Origin of the sequence: Leptospira ainazelensis (assembly GCF_016918785.1) — a bacterium.
Classification (GTDB): domain Bacteria; phylum Spirochaetota; class Leptospiria; order Leptospirales; family Leptospiraceae; genus Leptospira; species Leptospira ainazelensis.
On the sequence record NZ_JAFFPT010000027.1, the window covers coordinates 163532 to 184818 of the forward strand.

Annotated in this window: 13 protein-coding genes and 1 pseudogene; 6 read left to right on the forward strand and 8 right to left on the reverse strand. The window is 44.8% G+C overall.

What is annotated here, in order from left to right:
• The 4 genes from JWG44_RS08330 to JWG44_RS08345 form a co-directional block, all read right to left on the reverse strand.
• The gene (locus JWG44_RS08330; protein ID WP_205274493.1) at positions 1–972 is read right to left on the reverse strand and encodes a PdxA family dehydrogenase; all 972 of its coding nucleotides are present in this window, start codon (positions 970–972) and stop codon (positions 1–3) included.
• A 58-nt stretch (positions 973–1030) separates the two neighbouring features.
• Positions 1031–1471, reverse strand: a complete 441-nt coding sequence (locus JWG44_RS08335) for a bactofilin family protein (protein ID WP_069606727.1) — start codon at positions 1469–1471, stop codon at positions 1031–1033.
• Positions 1472–1593: 122 nt separating this feature from the next.
• A complete protein-coding gene (locus JWG44_RS08340) occupies positions 1594–2364 on the reverse strand; it encodes a hypothetical protein (RefSeq protein WP_205274494.1) in 771 nt (256 codons plus the stop codon).
• Between the two features lie 514 nt (positions 2365–2878).
• A complete protein-coding gene (locus JWG44_RS08345) occupies positions 2879–4183 on the reverse strand; it encodes a tetratricopeptide repeat protein (RefSeq protein ID WP_205274495.1) in 1305 nt (434 codons plus the stop codon).
• A 58-nt stretch (positions 4184–4241) separates the two neighbouring features.
• Between JWG44_RS08345 and JWG44_RS08350 the strand changes: the two genes are divergently transcribed.
• From JWG44_RS08350 to JWG44_RS08375, 6 genes and pseudogenes are all read left to right on the forward strand, one after another.
• Positions 4242–6494 carry a lytic transglycosylase domain-containing protein gene (locus tag JWG44_RS08350; RefSeq protein WP_205274496.1) on the forward strand — a complete coding sequence of 751 codons (2253 nt, stop codon included), beginning with the start codon at positions 4242–4244 and terminating at the stop codon, positions 6492–6494.
• Positions 6495–6615: 121 nt separating this feature from the next.
• Entirely contained in the window at positions 6616–7905 is a 1290-nt protein-coding gene (locus JWG44_RS08355; RefSeq protein WP_205274497.1) for a citrate synthase, read from the forward strand.
• A gap of 41 nt (positions 7906–7946) precedes the next feature.
• Positions 7947–9161 carry a class I SAM-dependent rRNA methyltransferase gene (locus tag JWG44_RS08360; protein WP_205274527.1) on the forward strand — a complete coding sequence of 405 codons (1215 nt, stop codon included), beginning with the start codon at positions 7947–7949 and terminating at the stop codon, positions 9159–9161.
• A gap of 10 nt (positions 9162–9171) precedes the next feature.
• A pseudogene (locus JWG44_RS08365) lies at positions 9172–10017 on the forward strand (class I SAM-dependent methyltransferase); the annotation flags it as partial.
• The gene (locus JWG44_RS08370) at positions 10014–10847 is read left to right on the forward strand and encodes a TrmH family RNA methyltransferase (RefSeq protein WP_205274499.1); all 834 of its coding nucleotides are present in this window, start codon (positions 10014–10016) and stop codon (positions 10845–10847) included. The pseudogene JWG44_RS08365 and the gene JWG44_RS08370, both read left to right, overlap by 4 nt.
• Positions 10844–11971 carry a sugar kinase gene (locus JWG44_RS08375; RefSeq protein WP_205274500.1) on the forward strand — a complete coding sequence of 376 codons (1128 nt, stop codon included), beginning with the start codon at positions 10844–10846 and terminating at the stop codon, positions 11969–11971. The genes JWG44_RS08370 and JWG44_RS08375 overlap by 4 nt, the downstream gene beginning before the upstream one ends.
• A gap of 418 nt (positions 11972–12389) precedes the next feature.
• Here JWG44_RS08375 and mdoH read toward each other — a convergent pair whose 3' ends face one another.
• The 4 genes from mdoH to gltB form a co-directional block, all read right to left on the reverse strand.
• The gene (gene mdoH, locus JWG44_RS08380; protein ID WP_205274501.1) at positions 12390–14555 is read right to left on the reverse strand and encodes a glucans biosynthesis glucosyltransferase MdoH; all 2166 of its coding nucleotides are present in this window, start codon (positions 14553–14555) and stop codon (positions 12390–12392) included.
• The gene (locus tag JWG44_RS08385; RefSeq protein WP_205274502.1) at positions 14552–14977 is read right to left on the reverse strand and encodes a hypothetical protein; all 426 of its coding nucleotides are present in this window, start codon (positions 14975–14977) and stop codon (positions 14552–14554) included. Before JWG44_RS08385 ends, mdoH begins: the two co-directional genes overlap by 4 nt.
• On the reverse strand, positions 14961–16565 hold the full coding sequence (locus JWG44_RS08390) for a glucan biosynthesis protein (RefSeq protein ID WP_205274503.1): 1605 nt from the start codon (positions 16563–16565) through the stop codon (positions 14961–14963). The genes JWG44_RS08385 and JWG44_RS08390 overlap by 17 nt, the downstream gene beginning before the upstream one ends.
• A 150-nt stretch (positions 16566–16715) precedes the next feature.
• Complete coding sequence (gene gltB, locus JWG44_RS08395) at positions 16716–21206, reverse strand: glutamate synthase large subunit (RefSeq protein WP_205274504.1); 4491 nt, start codon at positions 21204–21206, stop codon at positions 16716–16718.
• Between the last annotated feature and the right edge of the window lie 81 nt (positions 21207–21287).

Genomic DNA, 21287 nt, shown 5'->3' on the forward strand with positions numbered 1-21287 from the left:
TTACCTCGTTTCAGATATGGAATCCGGATTACCCAGAACCCGGTGCAGACATTCTACAAAGCTGGCTGAATCTGCAAGCCCTTTCCCGGCGATATCAAACGCGGTTCCGTGATCCGGAGAAACCCGAAGAAAGGAAAGACCCAAGGTAACATTCACACCCTTTTTCCCTTCCCACATCTTAAAAGGAATCAAACCTTGATCGTGATAACAAGCCAGATGAAGACCGTATTTTTTTCTTTCCGATTCGCCAAACATAGAATCGGCGGAAAGAGGACCTTCCACTTTCAAACCTTTCTTTTTTAAGAATTGGATCATCGGTTCGAGAATTTCCGATTCTTCCTTCCCCACCTTTCCACCTTCTCCCGCGTGCGGGTTGAGTCCGAGAAACGCGATTGGTTTTTTCCGATCGATTCGATCGCAGGAAAGAATCGCGTCCGCCAGAGAAGGAAGATCGATTCTTCGAAGATGTTCCGGCACCGCGATCAAAGGAACATGAGTCGTGAGAGGAAGAACCTGCAAATCGTTTCCGGACATGAGCATATACGTTTTTTTTTCATACGCGTCGGCAAGAAATTCGGTATGTCCTCGAAACGTGGAAGCTCCGGAGGCGATCACCCATTCTTTGCTGAGAGGAAGAGTGATTAAATCTCCTCCCCCTTCTTTCTGAAACTCAACCGCTAAAGAAAGAGAAGCAAGCGCGGACCTTCCCGAAAGAATCGATGGTTTTCCCGGAGTAAAGGAAGCCGTTTCCCTTTTTGAAAGAGAATCCGGAACGATCGAGAAGAGTCCTTGATTCTCCACTTGAGAAGAAGTTGAAACAGAAATAAAGTCTTTGGGAAGAGGATAACGTCCGGAGTGAAAGTAGAGAACCGGTCTTGTTTTGGAGATTTTTTTGAGAAAGGAGAATGTGGTGAGAAAGAGTTCCGGACTGATTCCGCAGGGGTCGCCTTCTGTAATCAGGATCCGGTTCACTTTATTAGAAGAATTCCTTTTGATACGAGAAAAAGTCCCGTATCAAAAGTTGGATTCATTATTCTTTCGCGCCGGATTGTTTTCCGAAGATTTTTTCCACGCTCAGAGCGTCTTTGGAATATTCGAGGTCGATCAGATCTTTTGCGGAATGTTTGAGGTCGTTGGAGATCATACAACGTCCTTCCAAGATCACTCCGTTCTGAATGATCAATTCCGGAGTTCTGATATCTCCCAAAATTTTGGAAGTCGGAAGAAGCATCACTCGGTTTCTGGCGGTGATGTTTCCGATCACGATTCCTTCTATGATAACGCTGGCGGCTGTGATATTGGTTTTTACCTTTCCGGTAACACCGATGTAGAGCTGTTCTGCCTGCAAAGATTTACCTTCGAATTTTCCGTCGATCTTAAGAGATCCGTTGATAAAGAATTTTCCGCTGAAGTAGGAATTTTCTCCGATGGTGGAGTTAGTAACTTCGGATGAATTTTTAACGAGTGCCATGCGCCTGTCTTTCCTGTATGTGGTTTCCGGAGGGAGTTAAATTCACTAAATATGCAGATCCCATCAGAGGGAAAAGAATTTTTCAGGCTCCGGCTTTGAAAATTGCCGGATTGGAGAATCGGTCAATTCCGGATATTCGGAACGTTGATCCTTTCCAGAGCCTCCGAAGTAAAGTCCTGAAATTCTCGGAGCGCGTCCATGATGCTCTTTCCTTCCAGTTCCGTCGCCCTTTCGAATCTTGGATTGAAGTGGATGGAATCTTCGATGTTCATGATTACCCCTCCGACTTCTTTGGCTTCTTTCAATACTTTGTTTAAGAATTCGTTGAATTTCTGGAACATCTCAAAGGCTTCCGCGATAAAAATCCGGGTCTGTTTGTTTTTCATCCGGCTGAGCTGTTCTCTGAATTCCTGTTTCTCCGCGGCGTGAAATTCTTCTATGGTTTCCGTGAGAACCTTGATGTTCCTCCGAATATTCTCCATATACTTTACGACCCCGTCCTTTTCGTTGGTATGAGAAAAGTCGAATCGTACGTGTGTCTCGTTCAGGACGGGGAGATATTCCCGGTCCATGACGTTGATCCAGGTTCCGATCTGATTGACTTCCGCGTCGTTCGAGTTCGGAGAAATTTTCATAACCGGATATTTTGCGAGAATGTGTCCGACCTCGTGAGGGTTGTCCTTGAAACGTTTGATCTGTTCGGCTGCGACGTCGAGGTTGTCCGGGATTCCTTCCGGAGAAATGTCCTTCATCTTCGTTCTGTATTTTTCGAGATCCCTGGATACACGATAACGTTGTTCGTCGTTTTTGGATCCTTTGGAGATCTTTTCCAGTTGATGAATCATCTTCTGGTATTTTTGGAGTTCAAGAATCTGTTCGTGACTGATTGCCATTTTCCCCTCGATACGGACTTCGTCCTGGATTGGACTTCTTTAGAAGATTTCCCAAGTTTTGTTGGAATTGTCGACTTTTGTCAAGGAGTTCCCACGTTTCTTTTCAAAACAAAACTTTACTCTTTCGAAAACTGTGAGAGTTCCCACACTTCCTTTCAAAACAAAACTTTACTCTTTCGAAAACTGTGAGAGTTCCCACGTTTCTTTTCAAAACAAAACTTTACTCTTTCGAAACTGTGAGAGTTCCCACGTTTCTTTTCAAAACAAAATTTTGCTCTTTCAAAAACTGTGAGAGTTCCCACGTTCTTTTCAAAACAAAATTTTGCTCTTTCAAAAACTGTGAGAGTTCCCACGTTCTTTTCAAAACAAAACTTTACTCTTTCGAAAACTGTGAGAGTTCCCACGTTTCTTTCAAAACAAAACTTTACTCTTTCAAAACTGTGAGAGTTCCCACGTTTCTTTTCAAAACAAAACTTCCCTCTTTCGAAAACTGTGAGAGTTCCCACACTTCTTTTCAATTCTTCTTATAACGTTCCAAAACCAGACGCAAATAATCCGAATCCGGAAAACGAAACAAAAGACTTTCCAAAAGCCCGATCCCTTCTTCCGCCTTACCTGTTTCCACCAGAGCAAGCCCGTGAAGATAGATCATCTCGGGAGTAAAACGAAAACGACCGCACTGATCGATCGTGTTCAGAAATTCATCGAAATTCTTTTTAAAAAAACGAAGAACGAGCTGAGCGCGTTTTGTAAGATAAGAATCCGGAAGTTTTTCCTTCACACCCGCGATTTCGTGCTCCACGTTCGAAGACTCCGTAGAATTCAGAAGAATCAAAAGTTCGAACGGAGACAAGGTGTAAACCAGATGATTCTCCTTCAAGAGCGCGTAACGTTTCTCCAAAGAATCGTCCTGCCCCGCGAGAATATTGTCCTGCAGAGAACCCAACAAAACGGATCTTCCGTTTTTTTTCTTTTCCCCTTCGAGCCAGGCCTTTCTGTATTCTCTAGGACGGAATTGCTTTAAGACAAAATAATTTTCGAGATAACCGTGACGGGAAGAATAAGCCTTAAAAAAAGATTCTTTTTCATCGGAAGAAAACGTATCGATCGCGGAAAGAATTCTTCTTTCGATCGCAAAGACGTTTCGAAAACCGGAAGTTTCGTGTTTGTACAAAACCCAAGCGAGTCCCAAAAGACCCGGTTCTTCCCCGGTAACGACGAGATCGTAGATCGTTTCTCGGTCTTCCAACTCCAAACCGCCGAACTTCCAGCGAAAACCGAATTTCTGAAAACGCGAGGTTCCTTCCTTATTTAGAGAATCCGAATATTCCAACTTACCCATCAACGCCAAAACTTGTCTCGCCTCGACGATAAACGGAAGCTCCTCGTCGAACACAAGAGTCAATTCGAGATATTCGTCTAACTCTTGTTCGTGGAGAAGATACGATTCTAAAACTTGAAAGATCTCTGGATCGGATTGATGGTCTTCGATCGCTCTCTCATACAATTCTTCAAAGAAGATCTTCAGAAGATTTTTTTCTCTCTCGGAAAGACCTTCCTCTTCGAAGGGAGAAGTAACGTCGGCGTGAAAACGGAATTCACCGAAAAGATCGATTCTAAGATTGGAGAATGGAGAATGGACTTTGTTCAGAGCTCCTGAAAAGTATTCTAAAATTTTGGATTTGAGTCTAAGGATTTCGGGATTTCTCGGAGCCGGCCCCTCGGGTCCTTTTTTTCTAGGAAGAATTTTCTCCGTAAAGGAAGAGAGCGTAATTTCCGGCCAGGCTTCGGTTGTTTTGTCTTTTTCCAGGGTCTGCATTGGAATTTCCTTCTTGCGATTGAATCCTTCGGCCGAAAAGGTAATAGAGCAACAACGAATGAAAAAATTCGCACTGATCAGCCTACTCCTCTTCATTTTCGGCAGTCTTCTCGCAAACGATGATCTCAAATATCTGATCAAATCCTACAGTCTTCAAAAAATACACCGTATTTTCCGAGATCGGGTTCCCGGAACCGAATCCGAGGTTTACGCTCTCGTCCGCTATCACGAAGAACATCCCGATGGAAGCCGTGAAAAAAAGTTCTCTTATCTCGTTTCCCTTCTCAAAGGAAGAATGGTCTCCAACCCCGGAAGACAAGATCTCCTCGAAATTCTCTCCTCCCCGATGCCTTCCTCTACGGTCATCACAAAACTTTCCCTCTGGAAACTCTATGAAGAAGTAGTAAGCCGGAAGATTTTAGGAAAAGAAGAACTCGTGGGGTTACTCAAGAAATTTCCGAGAGAAAACGACCCCGTCTCCCAAAACGCGATCTCGGAAATTTTTAGAATCTACTACGAAGCCGGAATGATCCAGCAATGTCTGGACTTCGCAAAAACGTTTAGCGAACGCGAACAGGCGGAAATTTTCTCGCCGATGATCTTATACCGTTATGCGAAATCTCTCTATAAATCCGGAAACACCGAACAAGCGGAATCGATCTTCTATTCGATTTTGGAAGATCCATCCATCGTATCTTCGATCAAAAAATTCATCTTTGAGGACTTACAAGTCTGGAAAGGAACTCATTTTTATCTTTCGCAAACTCCGGAACACGCGGCTCTTTTTCTTCCCTTCTTAAATTCTTCCGAAAAAAAACATCTTCTCTCCTACAAAGATCTTGAACGTGTTTCCTTTTCCAAAGCGGAACCGTTTCGAAATACTGCGAGAGCCATCGCCGCCGTAGAACCCGAATCTCTTCCCGGTTTTTTTAGAAAGAATCAAAATCACGCGAGAACTCACCGTGACTTCACCGCTTCTATGTCGAGGGAGCTCACGAACCAGAGTCTTCCCGGAAAAGGCCTGGAATTGTTAAACGACTCAGGCGCCGAAAAAAACGACGAGGTTTTTTACAGCTATGCACGCGCTTATAAAAAACAAGGACACAAGGATCTTTATTTCAGAAATCTAATAGACTCTCTCGAAAAAAGTCCCACAAATTTAATCCGACAAGACGAACTCATTGATCTTCTTACCGGAAATCACGAACACTTTTTAGGAGACGCCTATTGGCAGGATGCACTTCGAAAGATCCCGGATCTCCCCGTAAAAGGAAGACTCGTCTATTGGTATCTCCGGCTTCTTAAAAAAACGGGAAGAAACGAAGAGCTTACAAATTGGTTGAAAACTTATTACAGACATATTCCGGGTTCGTATTATACAAGAGTGATCCGAGAAGAATTCCAGGAAGAGATCGCAAACCTCCCTCTCCCCAACAATCCGACTCGAAACCGCGATACTCTTTTCGAATATCTTTCACTCACGGCCGGGATCCCCGATCTCTCCGGAAAAATTTTAGGAAGAGACTTGGACTTTGCGATGCAGTCTTCAGCGTTTCAACTGAGTGCAAGAATCGATTCAGCACATTCTAAAATACGAGGGAACCGTTATCTGCAATCGGCAAAGGAATATCTGGAAGTCGGAGAGATGAGCCACGCTCTCACTCTCGTCCAAAGATACAAACTGCAACAGGGAATCGGTGAAAACGAAAAGGAGGAAATTCTCGCAGCTCTCGGAGAACAAACCGGAACTCCTTATCTCACCGTTTTTCACACGAGAGCCTTGATGAAAAAGGAAAAACTCAGCGACGACGTAATTCTTCTTCCATCCAAACTTGCGGCGAGAATCTACCCAAGGCCGCATCGAGGATTGGTTTCGAGCATTTCCAAAAACGTAGGGATCGACGAAGACATCGTCTACGCGATCATGCGTCAGGAATCTTTTTTTAAGGAGAATGCGACGTCCGTTTCGAACGCGAGAGGACTGATGCAAATCATGGGACCGACCGGTCGCGAACTCGCAAAAAGAATGAATCTGGATTCTTATTCTCTTTTTGATCCCGAGGTCTCGATCGAAATGGGAGCCCGTTTTTTACGTTATTTAGTGGCATCGAACGACAACAGTTTGCAGTGGGCTTCCATCGCTTACAACGGCGGGCCGGGGAATCTTCGAAAATGGAAACGCAATCACTATCACGGAGACTTCAATCATTTCTTGGAAGAACTCCCGGTCAAAGAACCCCGCGACTATTGCAGAATCGTTTCTTCCAATTATTACAACTATCAAAACTTGAGAAGGTATAAGAATCTCTAATTTTTGGATTGTCTCTCTGATAGAAAGAATAGGATAGGAATCTGGATCGATTTCAACGCACTTGAGCGACCGACTCGTTTTTCGAGCCGGAGTATAATTTATATTTTTCCAGGAGAGGAACATGGCTGAGGTAGCAATTCTGAAGATTGACGGGAAAGAATACGAACTCCCGATCATCGTGGGCAGCGAAAACGAAAAAGCGGTCGATATATCAAAACTCCGTCAACAAACCGGGTATGTCACCTTGGACAACGGTTATCTCAACACCGGAGCTTGTACGAGCGCGGTTACTTTCCTGGATGGAGAACTCGGAATTCTAAGATACAGAGGAATCCCGATCGAACAACTCGCCGAAAATTCCACATTTACCGAAGTCGCCTATTTACTGATCTACGGAAAACTTCCTTCGGACGCGGAACTCAAAACATGGAACGAAGAACTCACGATGCATACTTTGATCCACGAGGATCTCAAACGTCTTTATAACGGATTTCCAAAAGACGGTCATCCGATGGCGATCATGTCGTCGATGATCGGTTCCCTTTCGACTTACTACCAAGATTCTTACGATCCTGAAAACGCGGAACACAGACATATCTCCATGATCCGACTTCTCGCGAAGTTTCCGACGATCGCGGCATTCGCTTTCAAAAAGTCGATCGGCCAACCTACGATTCATCCTTTGAACAGTTTGGACTATTGCGGAAACTTCATGAACATGATGTTCTCCGTTCCGAGCGAGGATTACAAGATCGATCCTGAAATCGTAAAAGCGCTCAACCTTCTTCTCATCCTACACGCGGACCACGAACAAAACTGTTCTACGTCTACGGTGCGTTTGGTGGGATCCTCTCTTGCAAATCTCTACGGAGCCGTTTCCGCGGGAATCTGTGCGCTCTGGGGACCAAGGCACGGGGGCGCGAATCAGGAAGTATTGGAGATGCTCCAAGAGATCCAAGCGAGCGGACTTCCAGTGAAAAAGATCGTGGAAAAAGCAAAGGACAAAAACGATTCCTTCCGTCTTTCCGGATTTGGTCACAGGGTTTATAAGAATTTTGATCCTCGCGCAAAGATCATCAAAAAGGCGTGCGACAGCGTTCTCAAACGTCTCGGAATCCAAGATTCTTTATTAGACATTGCTAAAGAACTCGAGGAAGCGGCGCTTCACGATCCTTACTTCGTAGAAAGAAAACTTTATCCGAACGTGGACTTCTATTCGGGAATCATCTATCGTGCGTTAGGAATTCCGGTGAATATGTTCACGGTGATGTTTGCGATGGGTCGTCTCCCGGGTTGGATCGCTCAGTGGAAAGAAATGATCGAGTCCACCGATATGAAGATCGGTCGTCCAAGACAGATTTATGTCGGAGCGACAGAGACCTCTTACAAAGAGGCCAAGAAAAAAGCCTGAACATTCCCTCTTCTCCCGCCTTCCGGTTCCGAAGATACCAACTGAACCGGAAGAGCGAACTCTCCGTAAAACGAAAACATCCTTGGATCTTTAGCGGCAATCTTTCTTCCGCAGTAACACCCTTTGCAAATGGAGAATGGCTGACGCTTTTTTCCACGGAGAATCAACCCATCGCGACCGGGATCTATTCCAAGACCGGGCTCATCCGAATTCGAGTCATACAAAATCTTCCCGAATTCTCCAGAGAAAAGGTTCGCGAGAATCTGATCTCCGCCCTTCACAAAAGAAAGGAAGTCCGAAAGACGACTAACGCTTACAGGATCCTTCACGGAGAGAACGATCTTTTTCCGGGAGTGACCGTGGATAAAATCGGCGGGACCTGGGTCGTTCGAATCTATTCTTCCTCACTTCTTGCCTATGGAAGATGGGTCGTCTGGAACTTATTTGATCTATGCAAGAATTCTAAATTAGGAGAACCTTTACCTTCCAGAATTCTTTTCGACCCTCCGGAAAAAACGGGCGATGACAAAAAACTCTCCGAAAGAATTTGGAGGGGCGCCAAACAAAGCAAAGGCGAAACTCCAATCGTTGTCCGCGAAACTATTACTTTACAGAACATAAAATTCCCGGTGGAACTTCCCGGACAAAAGGGAGGAATTTTTTTGGATCTTCGAAATCTGAGAAAATTTCTCCTTGAAAAAAAAGAGATCTCCAAAGGAAAAAACTGTCTCCATCTTTTCTCGCATACGGGACTAACCTCGATCTGTATGGATTCTGCGGGAGCGCGTTCCGTCACCTCAGTAGACGGCTCCAAGGAGGCCTTGGATTCTTTCCAAAGAGTCTTGAGCCTAAAAAAAGACGGAAGTTCCTGCAAACACAGATTCGTTCAGAAAAATCTTTTTAGGGAATTGGAGGACGTCTTAAAGGATCAAAAATTCGGGCTGATTGTGATCGATCCACCAAACTTGACCCCGGACGCAAAATCCAGAAAGAACGCACTCAAGACATACGCTCATCTTTTCGGGAGTTCCCTTTCCTCATTGGAAGAATCGGGAACGATCATTCTTTGTTCTTGTTCGGGAAGAATCGCTTCCGAAGAATTAGAATCTCTTGCAAAGAACATTCTCGAAGCACACGGTTGGAAATACGAGAAGTTTGAAAGTTTAAAACCGGAGGACGACCATCCGGTAAGAACTCAATTCCCCGAAGGAAATTATTTTAAGGTACATATCTATGAAAATTGTAAAACAAGCTGAAAGCCTCGACGGAACCTATTCTCTTATCGATTCCGGAAACTTTCGAAAACTCGAACAAATCGGTCCTTATACCATCATACGTCCTTCTCCGATTTCGGCTTGGCCCGAATCCAAACCCGCGCTCTGGAAAAACGTTCACGGAGAATACGTTCGTTCCGACAAAGGCGGGGGCGCCTGGAACTGGAACAAAAAAGTGGAAGACGAATTCTTCGTTCAAATATTAGAATATTCGATTAAGATAAAGTTTACTCCGTTTGGTCATTTGGGAATCTTCGCCGAACAGTTGGAAAACTGGAAAAAGATTCAAAAACTATCCTCTCAGCTCAAAAAAGAGGAAGAGGTTCTCAATCTTTTCGCCTATTCCGGAATTTCCACTCTCGCCGTTTTGGACGGAGGCGCTTCGGCTTGTCATCTCGACGCTTCGAAAGGAATGGTGGACTGGGCCCGCGAGAATGCGGCCGCGTCCGGACTCGCCGACAAAAAAGTTCGTTGGATGGTGGAAGACGTTTTGAAATTTTTAAAACGGGAAATTAAACGAGGAAAAGACTACCGGGGTTTTATTCTCGATCCTCCGACTTTCGGAAGAGGGGCAAGCGGAGAAGTGTTTAAGATCGAAAAAGATCTTCCCGAACTCATGGATCTTCTGATGGAACTCTGCGGATCGAAGCCGGATTTTATCGTTCTTACTTGTCATTCCACCGGTTTTAGCCCGCTCGCCTTACAAAGAATTCTGCAAGGCAGAATCAAGAACCACGGAAAGTTTTTTCTGGGCGAACTTTCCATTCCGGAACAAAGCGGTCGACTCTATCCTTCGGGATCGAATTGTATTTATACATCGGAGAGACTTTCGCTTTGAACCCGGAACAAGGAATTTCTTTTTTAGAGATCACGAGTTTTTCCAATGAGAAACTCAAGAATATCTCCAACCTAAAAGAGAAAAAACACAGAGAAACAAGCGGACTTTTTTTTATCGAAGGTTATCGTGAGATTTCCCGCGCTTCCAAATCGGGAAAGGTGAAGTTTCAAAACGTTCTTTATTCTCCCGAATGTTTTTTGGGAGAAAACGAATACGACCTCATCCGTGAAATCGGAGCCAAGGCCATCAAGGTTCCGAAAAAAGTTTTTGAAAAGATTTCTTACAGAGACCGACCGGACGGACTGATCGCAACCGCACATTTTTTTCCGATCGGAATCGAAACATTTCCGAAAGAATCCAAACAACTGAAACAAGGAAAACCCATCCTCGTCATCGAAGGTGTGGAAAAACCGGGAAACCTAGGCACCATATTGCGGACCGCTGAAGGAGCCGGGTTTCATACCGTCCTCGTCGCCGACCCGAGACTCGATCTTTTTAATCCGAACGTTATCCGCGCTTCGACTGGCGCTCTTTTTACTCTCGAAGTCTATCTTGGGGAAACCGAGGATATCTATTCCGTTCTCAAAGAGAACGGCTATAGAACGTTAGCCGTAACACCAGAAGCAAAAAAACTCTACTTCGATTCCGACCTCAAAGGTAAAATCGCCCTCGTATTCGGATCCGAACAATACGGACTTTCTCCTTTTGCAAGAAGTCATTCGGACGAATATCTATCTCTTCCTATGTTCGGAGAAGCGGATTCCCTCAATCTTGCAATGTCCGCAGGAATCGTAATGTACGAGGTCATTCGTCAGGGTGTTCACAAATGAAAATAACGTACTACGTAAGTTCTCATGGATTCGGCCATATCAGCCGATCGATGGAAATCATTCTCCATTTGCTCCGAAATTTTCCGGAATTGGAAATCGATCTCGTAACAACTCGGGAAGAATTCCTAAAAACGCTTTCCATCGGAGAATCCGATTCTTCTTTTTTAAAACGGCTTACGACTCGCAAAAAATCTTTGGACGTAGGAATGATCCAAAAAGATTCGCTCTCGATCGATATCCGCGGCACCGAACACGCGATCGAAGAATTCGATTCTCAAAAATCGTATCTCCAAATTTCGGAGATAGAAGCCTGTCTCGATTTTGAAACGGATCTGATCATTTCGGATTCGGCGTCTCTTCCGTTTAACGTCGCCGATAAACTCAAAATTCCATCCTTGTTTATAGGAAACTTTACTTGGGATTTTATCTATGGAGGTTATCAGAAAGAATCTCCGCTTCTTTCTCAAACTGCAACGACCTTATTCGAGGAATACTATCTAGCCACTTTCGGACTTTTACTTCCATTTGCTTGTCCCGCGGCCTCGCTTCCGGAACAAAAAAATATCGGACTTGTGGGACGAAGACCGACCCTCGATAAAAAGACCGCGAAAGAATTTTTTAAACTTCCCGAAAATAAAATCAATCTTCTCTTTTCCTTCGGAGCCTATGGGGTAGCAACGGATCATTTTGATTGGAAAGAATTGGATCCGGATTCTTATCGAATCGTGATTTCCGGAGGAACCGACTTTGACCTTTCGCAAATTCCCGAAAAACAAAAAGAAGGAATTCTTCATTTTGCAAACGTACACTATCCCGATCTTCTGACCGCCTGCGATTATGTGATCACGAAACCCGGTTATGGAATTTTGAGCGAAAGTATCTACGCAAAAACCCCTTTGCTTTATACCGATCGGGGAAATTTTCCGGAAGTTCCTTATCTACACCGCGCTCTTAAAGAGGAGATTCCTTCCGCTTATCTTTCCAACGAAGAATTGTTTTCGTTTCGATTTGACGACGCGATAAAAAACTCGAAAATCTGGAAAGGGAAACCGTCTTCTCAGTTTGAAAGAGACGGAAGAGAAGACGTACAACACGCTGTTTCCGTTTTTTTAAATTTGATTTAAGAAAGTTGCCTACTTCTTTTTTACTTTCAGTCGTTTCCCGTCGCCCTGAATAAAGATCCCCGTTTTCAGAGAATCGTCTTCAAAAACGAACCGAGAGGAAGAATCTCCATGATCAGTCTGGAATATTCTATTTTTATTCTCTTCTCCTCGGTAAAAATAAACTTCATTGGTTTTCGTCCGTTTACAAAAAACCTCGAACGCCATTTTGATAGGTTTCACCCGACAATCCTGATTTCCGATCCTATAAACTCCTTCAAAATCTCCTGATCGTAAAGGAGATCCTTCGATCGTTAAAAAGGAACACAGGGTAAACAAAAGAAAACAAAACGGTAATTTCATAGACTTATCCTTTTTGAAACGGTATGAAAGTTCGGACATTTCTGAATCGTAAAGAAGGATTGAACGTTTGACTGAATTCTTAAAACAAGGTTTTATTCTTTTTCGAAAAGGAAAGTTTGACTTCGCTTAACAAAATTTCCTTCTGATAATCCGCAAAGGTCAAATTCCACCAGGGTGAGATAGGATCTAGGTTTGCCGTCCAAAACCACAAATGAAGTTCGTGAACGGAATCGTAGTCCCAGAGAATTCTCAGTAGTTCCTGATTCTTAAAAGAATTAGGACCTTCTTTTTTGATTCGATCTCTAAGATCCTGTAGATATTGTTTTCTTCCGGGTGTCTCTTTTTTTCTTTTTCTCAATCTCGAAAGATGAAATCCGTTGAGAGACGGATCCGCTATCAACCAAAAAATTCCGTGATGATTCTCGACGGAACCCAAACTCTCCGCGTAGTTTTGTTCCAACAATCCTAAACGGGTCAATAATTTTTCTTCACCGACTTCGGGAGGGTTTGATAAAATCGAAATTCTTTTTTTTCCTTTCGGACTGTAGGAAGTCAACACCGCGAGCGGATATGCGAAAATCCAACCTGCAAGAAGAGGTAAAAACCAGAAAAAAAGAATCGGATAAGTAAAGAACATCCAGGATCCGATTCCTATACCGTAAAAGGACGCGGGTAAAACCGTATAAGCAAGGGCTTGTAAATCCAACCCGGAAGAGGCGTTTCTATTTTGAGGCCCCCATTCTATTTTACGATTTAAGAATGTAAGAAGAATAAATCGGCTGTACTGAACCATATACACCGGAGCCATCAAAACTGAATGAAAAAATTCCAGGAAAAAGGAAAACGACCAGGAGTAAACGTTTCCTCTCCATTCCTTCCTTCGAAAGAAAACCACTTCCAAAAAGGAAACGATCCTGGGTAGAAAAAGAACCAACAACGTGTATCCCTGCAAAGTATAAGCGACCGGAAGATAAAGATCGTCTCGAAAAGCGATCCAGTCTTCGGGCAACAACGCCAAACGAAAAAAGTCGACGTCTTCGATCGTCGTCAAAGAGGAAGAGACCAGAAGTAGAGCCCAAAGCGGAGAACTGAAGTAAGAAAAGATTCCTAGTAGAATCTGTAGACGGCTTGAAAAACGAAGTTTGCCTCCGAACAAAAACCAAAAATGCTGAAGATTTCCCTGACACCAACGATTATCCCGTTTCAACGCCTCGAGCACGTTAGGCGGCGCCTCTTCATAAGAACCTTTGAGATCGCTCGCAAACCAAACGCTATAACCCGCTTTTCGAAACAACGCAGCTTCGATCGTATCGTGACTCAAAATTTTTCCGCCGATAGCGCTCTCCCCCGGTAAACCCGGAAGACCGCAATATTTCATAAACGGCTGTAAACGAATGATCGCGTTGTGACCCCAGAACGGACCCGATCGAAGCTGCCAGAAAAAAGAACCGGCGCCAAACACCGGATTACCGACCCAAGCCGCAAATGCGGAAAGCCGTTGAAAGATGGAACGGGCTCGAATCACTTCCGGGACAGTCTGAATGATTCCGGCATCCGGAATTTTTTCCATAAGGCGGATCAGATTTTTCATACATTCTCCCGTCACGATACTGTCGGCGTCCAGGATGATCATGTATTTGTATCGTTTTCCCCATCTTCTGCAGAAGTCGGCTATGTTTCCTGATTTTTTGTTCAGGTTGAGTCTGCGTTTTCGATAATAGATCCGATCCTTATTCTCCACCTTCTGACTCAAAATGGAAAAAGCCTTTTCCTCCTGCGCCCAAAGATTCGGATCGGACGTGTCGGAAAGAATAAAAAAATCCACAGTTTGGGAAAGGCCGTTCTCTTCGATATCCTTTAGCATCAACTCGACTCCCGCAAAAATACGAGAAACGTCCTCGCAGTGAATCGGCATCACCACCGCGACCGGAGGATTTTCATTTTCTATAACATCAGATTCTTCTAATATTCTAGAAATACGAAGCGGGTCGCCGCCCCTTATTTTTTGAACAAATCCGATCAACGCGGTCGCCGCCCCGAAGGAAATGATCGGAAACAAAACGCAAAATAAAAGAAGAGTGGCCCATTCGAACGGACTGATGGACTGAAAAGAAAGAAACTGAACTTCTAAAAAAACACCGATAATAACGAAGAAAAAAACGAGACCTCCGAAACTCAAACGTCGATATGTAAGAGTTTTGGAATCTATCAAAAATCCCGCGGTCTCTCTTTCTTTTTGTCTCACCGCAAAAGTCCGTACAATAGGAAAGTATAAACGGTTCCCCAAAAGACGACGGAGAGAATCATCGGAATCGGCTCCAATCGTTCTTTGGGTTCTGCGAGAACTCCGAGGGGGCCAAAGTCTACGGGATTCGGAATCATACGCGACGGTTCCAGCTCGGGAAGTTGAAGGGACTTATTTTTTTGAGATCCTAAAATTCCCGATTCTAAAAATAATTTCATCGCATCCGATTCGAACTCGTCTTTTTTTTCCGGACTCGATTTCCGGTTTTCCAAAAGATGCAGAAACCTACCGAGTTTTTCGTGGAGTTCAATCGGATCTACGATCCCGGAGGCGATACAATACAATTCTACTTTTACATAAACTCTGGAAAGAGCTTCCGAGTTTTCAGGGGATTTCGTTTTGTTTTCAGATCGTGGATTCAAGAGTGAACGTCCAGATTTCGCTGAGGTCTTCCTGATTTTTTTTAAGAACCGCTTTGAGTTCCGCCGGTTTATTTTTATTCTTTTGAACGACTCGAAAGGTCAGTCTCCAAACGCCGGTTTCTTCAATTTTTTGAATATTATAATCCGTTAATTCCGCATTTTCTCCGGTATCGATCGCCGCCTGAAGATAGGTGGACGGATCCATTCCCTTTAATTTTTCGTTTGAAAAGTCGACGTAAAAAACGCGCATATCGGATTCTCCCGGAACGGGTGCGATTCTCGTAGAAACCGTTTTTGCGAGCGCGTCCGGTAGAGGATCTTCGTTTAACCAGCGTATTGTGTAGCTGAATTCATACGGCTCCAAAGGTTGTGGAACGTTAGCCGGAACCCAAAATGCCCCCACGTTGTCGTCCGAATCCTGGATCGTAGGGTTCACCAATAACTGAACGCTTCCCTTTCCCCAGTTTCCTTCGGGTTCGACCCAAGCAGAAGGGCGAAGATGATATTTCATCGTATTGTCTTGGTAAGACGCAAAGTTCCGATCCCTTTGTATCAAGCCGAACGCTCTCGGGTTTTCGTCCACGAAACTATAAATCGTGGATCTCCTCGGATTGTCCAACGGTCTCCAGATCCAATCTCCCTTTCCGGATTCCATCATAAGTCCGTCCGAATCGTGGGACTCGGGATAGACTTGACCCTCCGGAATTCCTTTTGTTTCGGAATACCAATACATCGAAGTCAGAGGAGCGATTCCGAACCGATCGACTTTGGTCCGTAAGGTGACTTCTGCGTTTACGTGAACCGAAGAAACCTTTCCGGGACTGATCTGAAATTCATAGGCTCCAGTAGCCGTCTTACCGTCTAACAATGCATATACGAAAATGGTGGAATCCGTTTTGTCCGGATGAACGATCCAAAAGTGGGTAAAACCCGGAAAATCCTCAGGATAAGGCATTCCGGTGTTGATCGCGATCCCTCGCGCGGAAAGACCGTAGACTTGTTTTTTAGAAACCATTCTATAATAACTCGCACCTTGAAAGACAGTAAACTCGTCGGTGTGTTCCTCGGTGTTGAGAGGATAGTGGATTTTAAAACCCGAGTATCCCAAATTCCGCGGAATCTCTCCGGAAATTTTCAATTTGGAAAGATCAAAGTAACCGCCGTCGTAAGGAATCTCCCTCGCGAAATCGGATCGGACTTCGTGAATCGCGACGTTAGTATTGTAAAGATGCCCGGGATGGAAGAATTGAACCTGAAAAGGATTTCCTTCCTTTTTCCAAAGGGAGGCTTCCGGTTTAAATCGGATGTTCTTATATTGTTCCCAGCTCAATCCCTTCAGAAAATGTGTCGAAACAAACTGCGGTTTCACATAACGTCCGTGCGCCATACTTCTCGCCTTTTTTTTGAGATCGGCAAAGGAGAATTTTGTAACGGGGATTTTAATTCCGGAAACCGGATCTAAAATTGAGTCTTCCGCTTCCGGAAACTTAAAATCCACCGGATTGATTTCCTTTTTCTGTTGCCGATTTACGACCGCAAAAAGGAGAATCGTGGCAAAAAAAGCGAGTGCTATGTGTATTCTTAACATTGTATTTTTCCGGAAAAGAAACCCGTCTCGCGGACTTCTTAGAAAATTCTTCAATGAGAAGATTCTATTCGAAAAAAAGCGGAACCCTTCCGGAAAATCGCCTAACGTCCGTTAAAACAACCTTCCAAAAGAATTCTTCTTCTACTTTTGTTATTTCGGAACAACCTTCACGAAATATTTTTTATTTCCTTCAAAGTCTTTCAGAATTCCTTCCGAAAGATCGGATCCGGTGAGTTTGGAATGTTCGCCGATCAGATTTTTGATGATCTCATAGTCGCCTTGCTCCAGATCCACGGTCTTTACGTATTCTTTGTTCAAAAGAGGCTGAATGTCCCAGCCATTTTGGAAAAAATACGCGCTACCCCCGGTCATACCGGCTCCCATATTCTTACCCACGCTTCCGAGACAGACGATCGTTCCGCTGGTCATGTATTCGAGAAAGTGATCCCCCGCTCCGCCGACCACGGCTTCCGCTCCGGAGTTACGAACTCCAAAACGTTCTCCCGCTCTCCCCGAACAGAAAAGTTTTCCGGAAGTCGCACCGTAGAGACAGGTGTTTCCAAGAATCGTATTGTCATACGCTTTGAGTTTGGACTTGCGATGTTTTTTCACGACGATCACACCGCCACAAAGACCCTTGCCGACATAGTCGTTCGCGTCTCCGGAAAGAGTGATCTGAACACCTTTGACGAGCCACGCTCCCAAAGATTGTCCCGCCGTTCCTTCAAGAATGATTTCCAGTTTTCCGGGAAGTCCTTTGGATCCGTATTTTCTCGCGATCAAACCGGAGATCTTCGCACCCACGGTTCGGTTCGTGTTACGCACGAGATAAGAAAGAGCCATGGAAGATTTTCCTTCCAACGCTTTTTCCGCGTCCTTGATGATACGATCGTCCAATACTTCTCCGATCGGTTCTTTGCGAACGGATCTGTCTTTTTTCTGTTTTGCAGGATCGTAGAACAGAGGCAGACGAACTAGGATCGGATTGAGATCGAGTGAATCCAAACGATCTCTATCATAACGTGTGATTTGTTTTAAGAGGTCCGTTCTTCCGATAACTTCGTCGATGGATCTAAATCCCAATTCCGCGAGATATTCTCTGACTTCCAGCGCCAAACAGGTGAAAAGATTCACGAGTTGATCCGGAGATCCTTTGTATTTTGCGCGGAACTTGATGTCCTGAGTCGCGATTCCTGTCGGACAGTTGTTCAAGTGGCATTTTCTCGCCATGATACAGCCAAGCGCAACTAACGACGCGGTTCCCACTCCGTATTCTTCCGCACCCAAACAAGCGGCGATGATCACGTCTCTTCCGGAAACGATTCCTCCGTCCGTTCTTAAGACGACACGATCACGCAGACCGTTCATTACTAAAACTTGATGTGTTTCGGAAAGACCGAGTTCCCAAGGTGAACCCGCATATTTGATCGAAGTGATCGGAGCCGCTCCCGTTCCACCCACGTGTCCGGAAATCAAAATCACGTCCGCGTTTGCTTTTGCAACTCCGGCCGCGATCGTTCCCACACCCGCTTCGGAAACGAGTTTTACGGAAACCTGCGCCTTGTGATTCGCCATCTTCAAGTCGTAGATGAGCTGAGATAAATCCTCGATCGAATAGATATCGTGGTGAGGCGGAGGAGAAATCAAATCGATTCCCATCGGAGTGTGACGGTTGGTCGCGATCTCCTCGTTATTCTTCTTGCCCGGAAGTTGTCCGCCCTCGCCCGGTTTAGCACCCTGAGCGATTTTGATTTCGATCTCGGTCGCGGAATTCAGATATTCCGAAGTAACTCCGAATCTTCCGGACGCGATCTGCTTGATGGAAGAATTTGCGAGATCTCCGTTTTCATTCACGACGTAACGGGAAGGATGTTCCCCACCTTCTCCGGAAGAAGACTTAGCGCCTAACCGGTTCATGGCGATCGCAAGATCCGTATGGGCTTCTATCGACAAGGCGCCGTGAGACATTCCCGGAGTTAAGAAACGTTTTTGAATTTCGGTAACTGTTTCCACTTCTTCGATCGGGATCGGTTTTCTTGCGACAAAATCAAAAAGATCTCGGATATTGATCGGATCGCTTTCTTTGAGAATTTTTGTAGCTTCTTTGAAAGCTTCGTAGTCGTTGTCGACCGCGGCCTTTCTCAAAAACTTAACGACTCTCGGTGACCAACGGTGCGGCTGATCGTCTTTTTCCGAGATAAAATCTTCAGGATTGAGTTCTTTGTAAAACGCTTGTTCGTGGTTTCTAAGAATATTCTGTTCGATACCGCCCAGACCGATTCCCGAAATTCTGGAATAAGTGCCCGGAAAGTATTTGGAAACGAGAGTTCTCGAAAGACCGATGGCCTCGAAAACCTGACCGCCCACATAGGAGGAAAGAATCGAAATTCCCATCTTAGACATGATCTTCAGAAGACCGTCGTCCACTCCGTAACGGTAGTTTCCGCAGATCGTATGAAACTCGGGGCGAGTTCCTTCTTCGGAATCGAATTCTCCCTTTTCCCAAATGTCGAATAACGTGTCCCAGATTAGATAACTGTTTACACCGGAAGCTCCATAACCGAGCAACACGGCCACATTATGAATTTCGAATGCGGATCCGGTTTCCACAAGAATCGAAACCGCGGAACGGGTTTTGTTGCGGATCAAATGGTTGTGAACGGCGGCCACCGCCAATTCCATCGGAATCGGAGCTCTTTCTTTCGAAAGTTTTTTGTCGGAAAGAACTAAGATGTTTGCGCCGGATTTCGCCGCTTGGAGCGCGGATTCCAAAAGTGTATCCAGAGCTTTTTCCAAGTAATTAAAAACCGTATTCGATTCCACGTGAGCTTCAAAGGTAGCGTCTAACGTAAGAATTTTGTAAGGTTTTCCGTCCATCTCGCGGATTCTTTTCAAATCCAAATTCGTGAGATAAGGATGGGAAAGAACAAGACAGTTCTGAGGTTTTTCGTCTCCGAACAGATTCATCTTTTTGACAAGACGAGTGTAAAGAGAGGTCACACCTTTTTCACGGATATAGTCGATCGGAGGATTGGTTACCTGCGCGAATCTCTGACGGAAATACGTATAAAGTCCGATCCTGGAAAGCATCAGAATCGACAATGGAGTATCGTCTCCCATCGAACTGATCGCTTCTTTTCCAAGACTTGCCTGCGGTTTGATCACCGATTTTTGTTTAAACGGAGAATACGCAAACAAGACCTGTCTTCTTTTGAGATCGTCGCCTTTGTAGGTGATCGTATCCTTCATGGAAGAATCCAGATCCTGATTGAGATAGGTTACGTTTTCTTTGGACCATTCTCTGTAGTCGTAACGTTTTTCGAAGAGTGCGTTGATGTCTTCGTTGTGATAGAGTTTTTTCTCTTTGAGGTTGATCCCGATCATTTCACCGGGACCGAGACGTCCCTTTTTCGTGATGATCTCCTCGTCTACTTGCACGAGTCCGGCTTCGGATCCCATGATCAAAAGTCCGTCTTCGGTGATCACGTAACGAGCCGGGCGAAGACCGTTTCTATCCAACGCGCCTCCGATCCAGTCGCCTTCCGCGAAAGCGAGTGCGGCGGGACCGTCCCAAGGTTCTATTAAAGTATTATTATATTCGTAAAAACTTTTCAACTCTTCGGACATCGTGAGGTTTTTGGACCACGCGTTCGGAACGAGCATCGCTTTCGCCTGAAGAACGTCCTTTCCGGAACGAACGATGGCTTCCATCGCATTGTCCAAACTTGCGGAGTCGCTCATGTGAGGACGGATGATCGGGTGAATTTCTTTTTGATATTCTCCCCATTTTTTACACTCGAGTTCTTCCTCACGAGCGAGCATCCAGATTCTATTCCCAACGATCGTGTTGATTTCTCCGTTGTGAGCGAGAATTCTAAAAGGTTGAGCAAGAGCCCAGGAAGGAAACGTGTTTGTGGAATATCTCTGGTGAAAGATACAATACGGAGAAACCATTTCTTCCGAATTGAGATCTTCGTAAAACTGAGAAACCTGATTTCCGTTGAACAACCCTTTGAAGACGATTCTTTCGGAAGAAAGAGAACAGATATATAAATCTCCCGCGAGGGAAAGACGATCCGCGTCTCTCATCAGTTTTTTTTGGATTAAGAATAATTTTGTTTCGAAGTCTTCGGCGGACATACCTTCCGGTTTTCCGATGAGAACTTGTTCGATCTGAGGTCTGGATTGATTGGCCTTTGGTCCGAGAACTTCCGGATTTACGGGAACGTATCTCCATGCATAAAGTTTAAAGTTAAACTCCATGAGCGCAGACTCGATGAGACTGCGGCACATATCCTGTTTATCGATATCTTCTCTCGGCAGAAAGATCATTCCGACTCCGATGGAGTCTTCTTCGGGTCTGCGATGACCCATGTCTTCGATATACGTCGCGAACAACTTCTTAGGAATCTGAATCATGATTCCGGCTCCGTCGCCGGTCACCATATCCGCATCCACAGCCCCTCTGTGTGTCAAACAAGCAACCGCCTTGAGACCCATCGATACGATTCTGTGACTGCTCTCTCCTTGAAAGGAGGCGACAAATCCTACCCCGCAGTTATCATGTTCGAACGACTTTTCATAAAGGCCGTTTTCTTCTAGATAATTTTGGAGTTTTAGTTGTTCTTTTACTTCATTCATCTGCCGAAATCCCTCGTGATCCTAATTCCCTGGTTTACAAACAAGCGTCGGGCACGCCTATGGCTGAAATTTCAGCAAAAT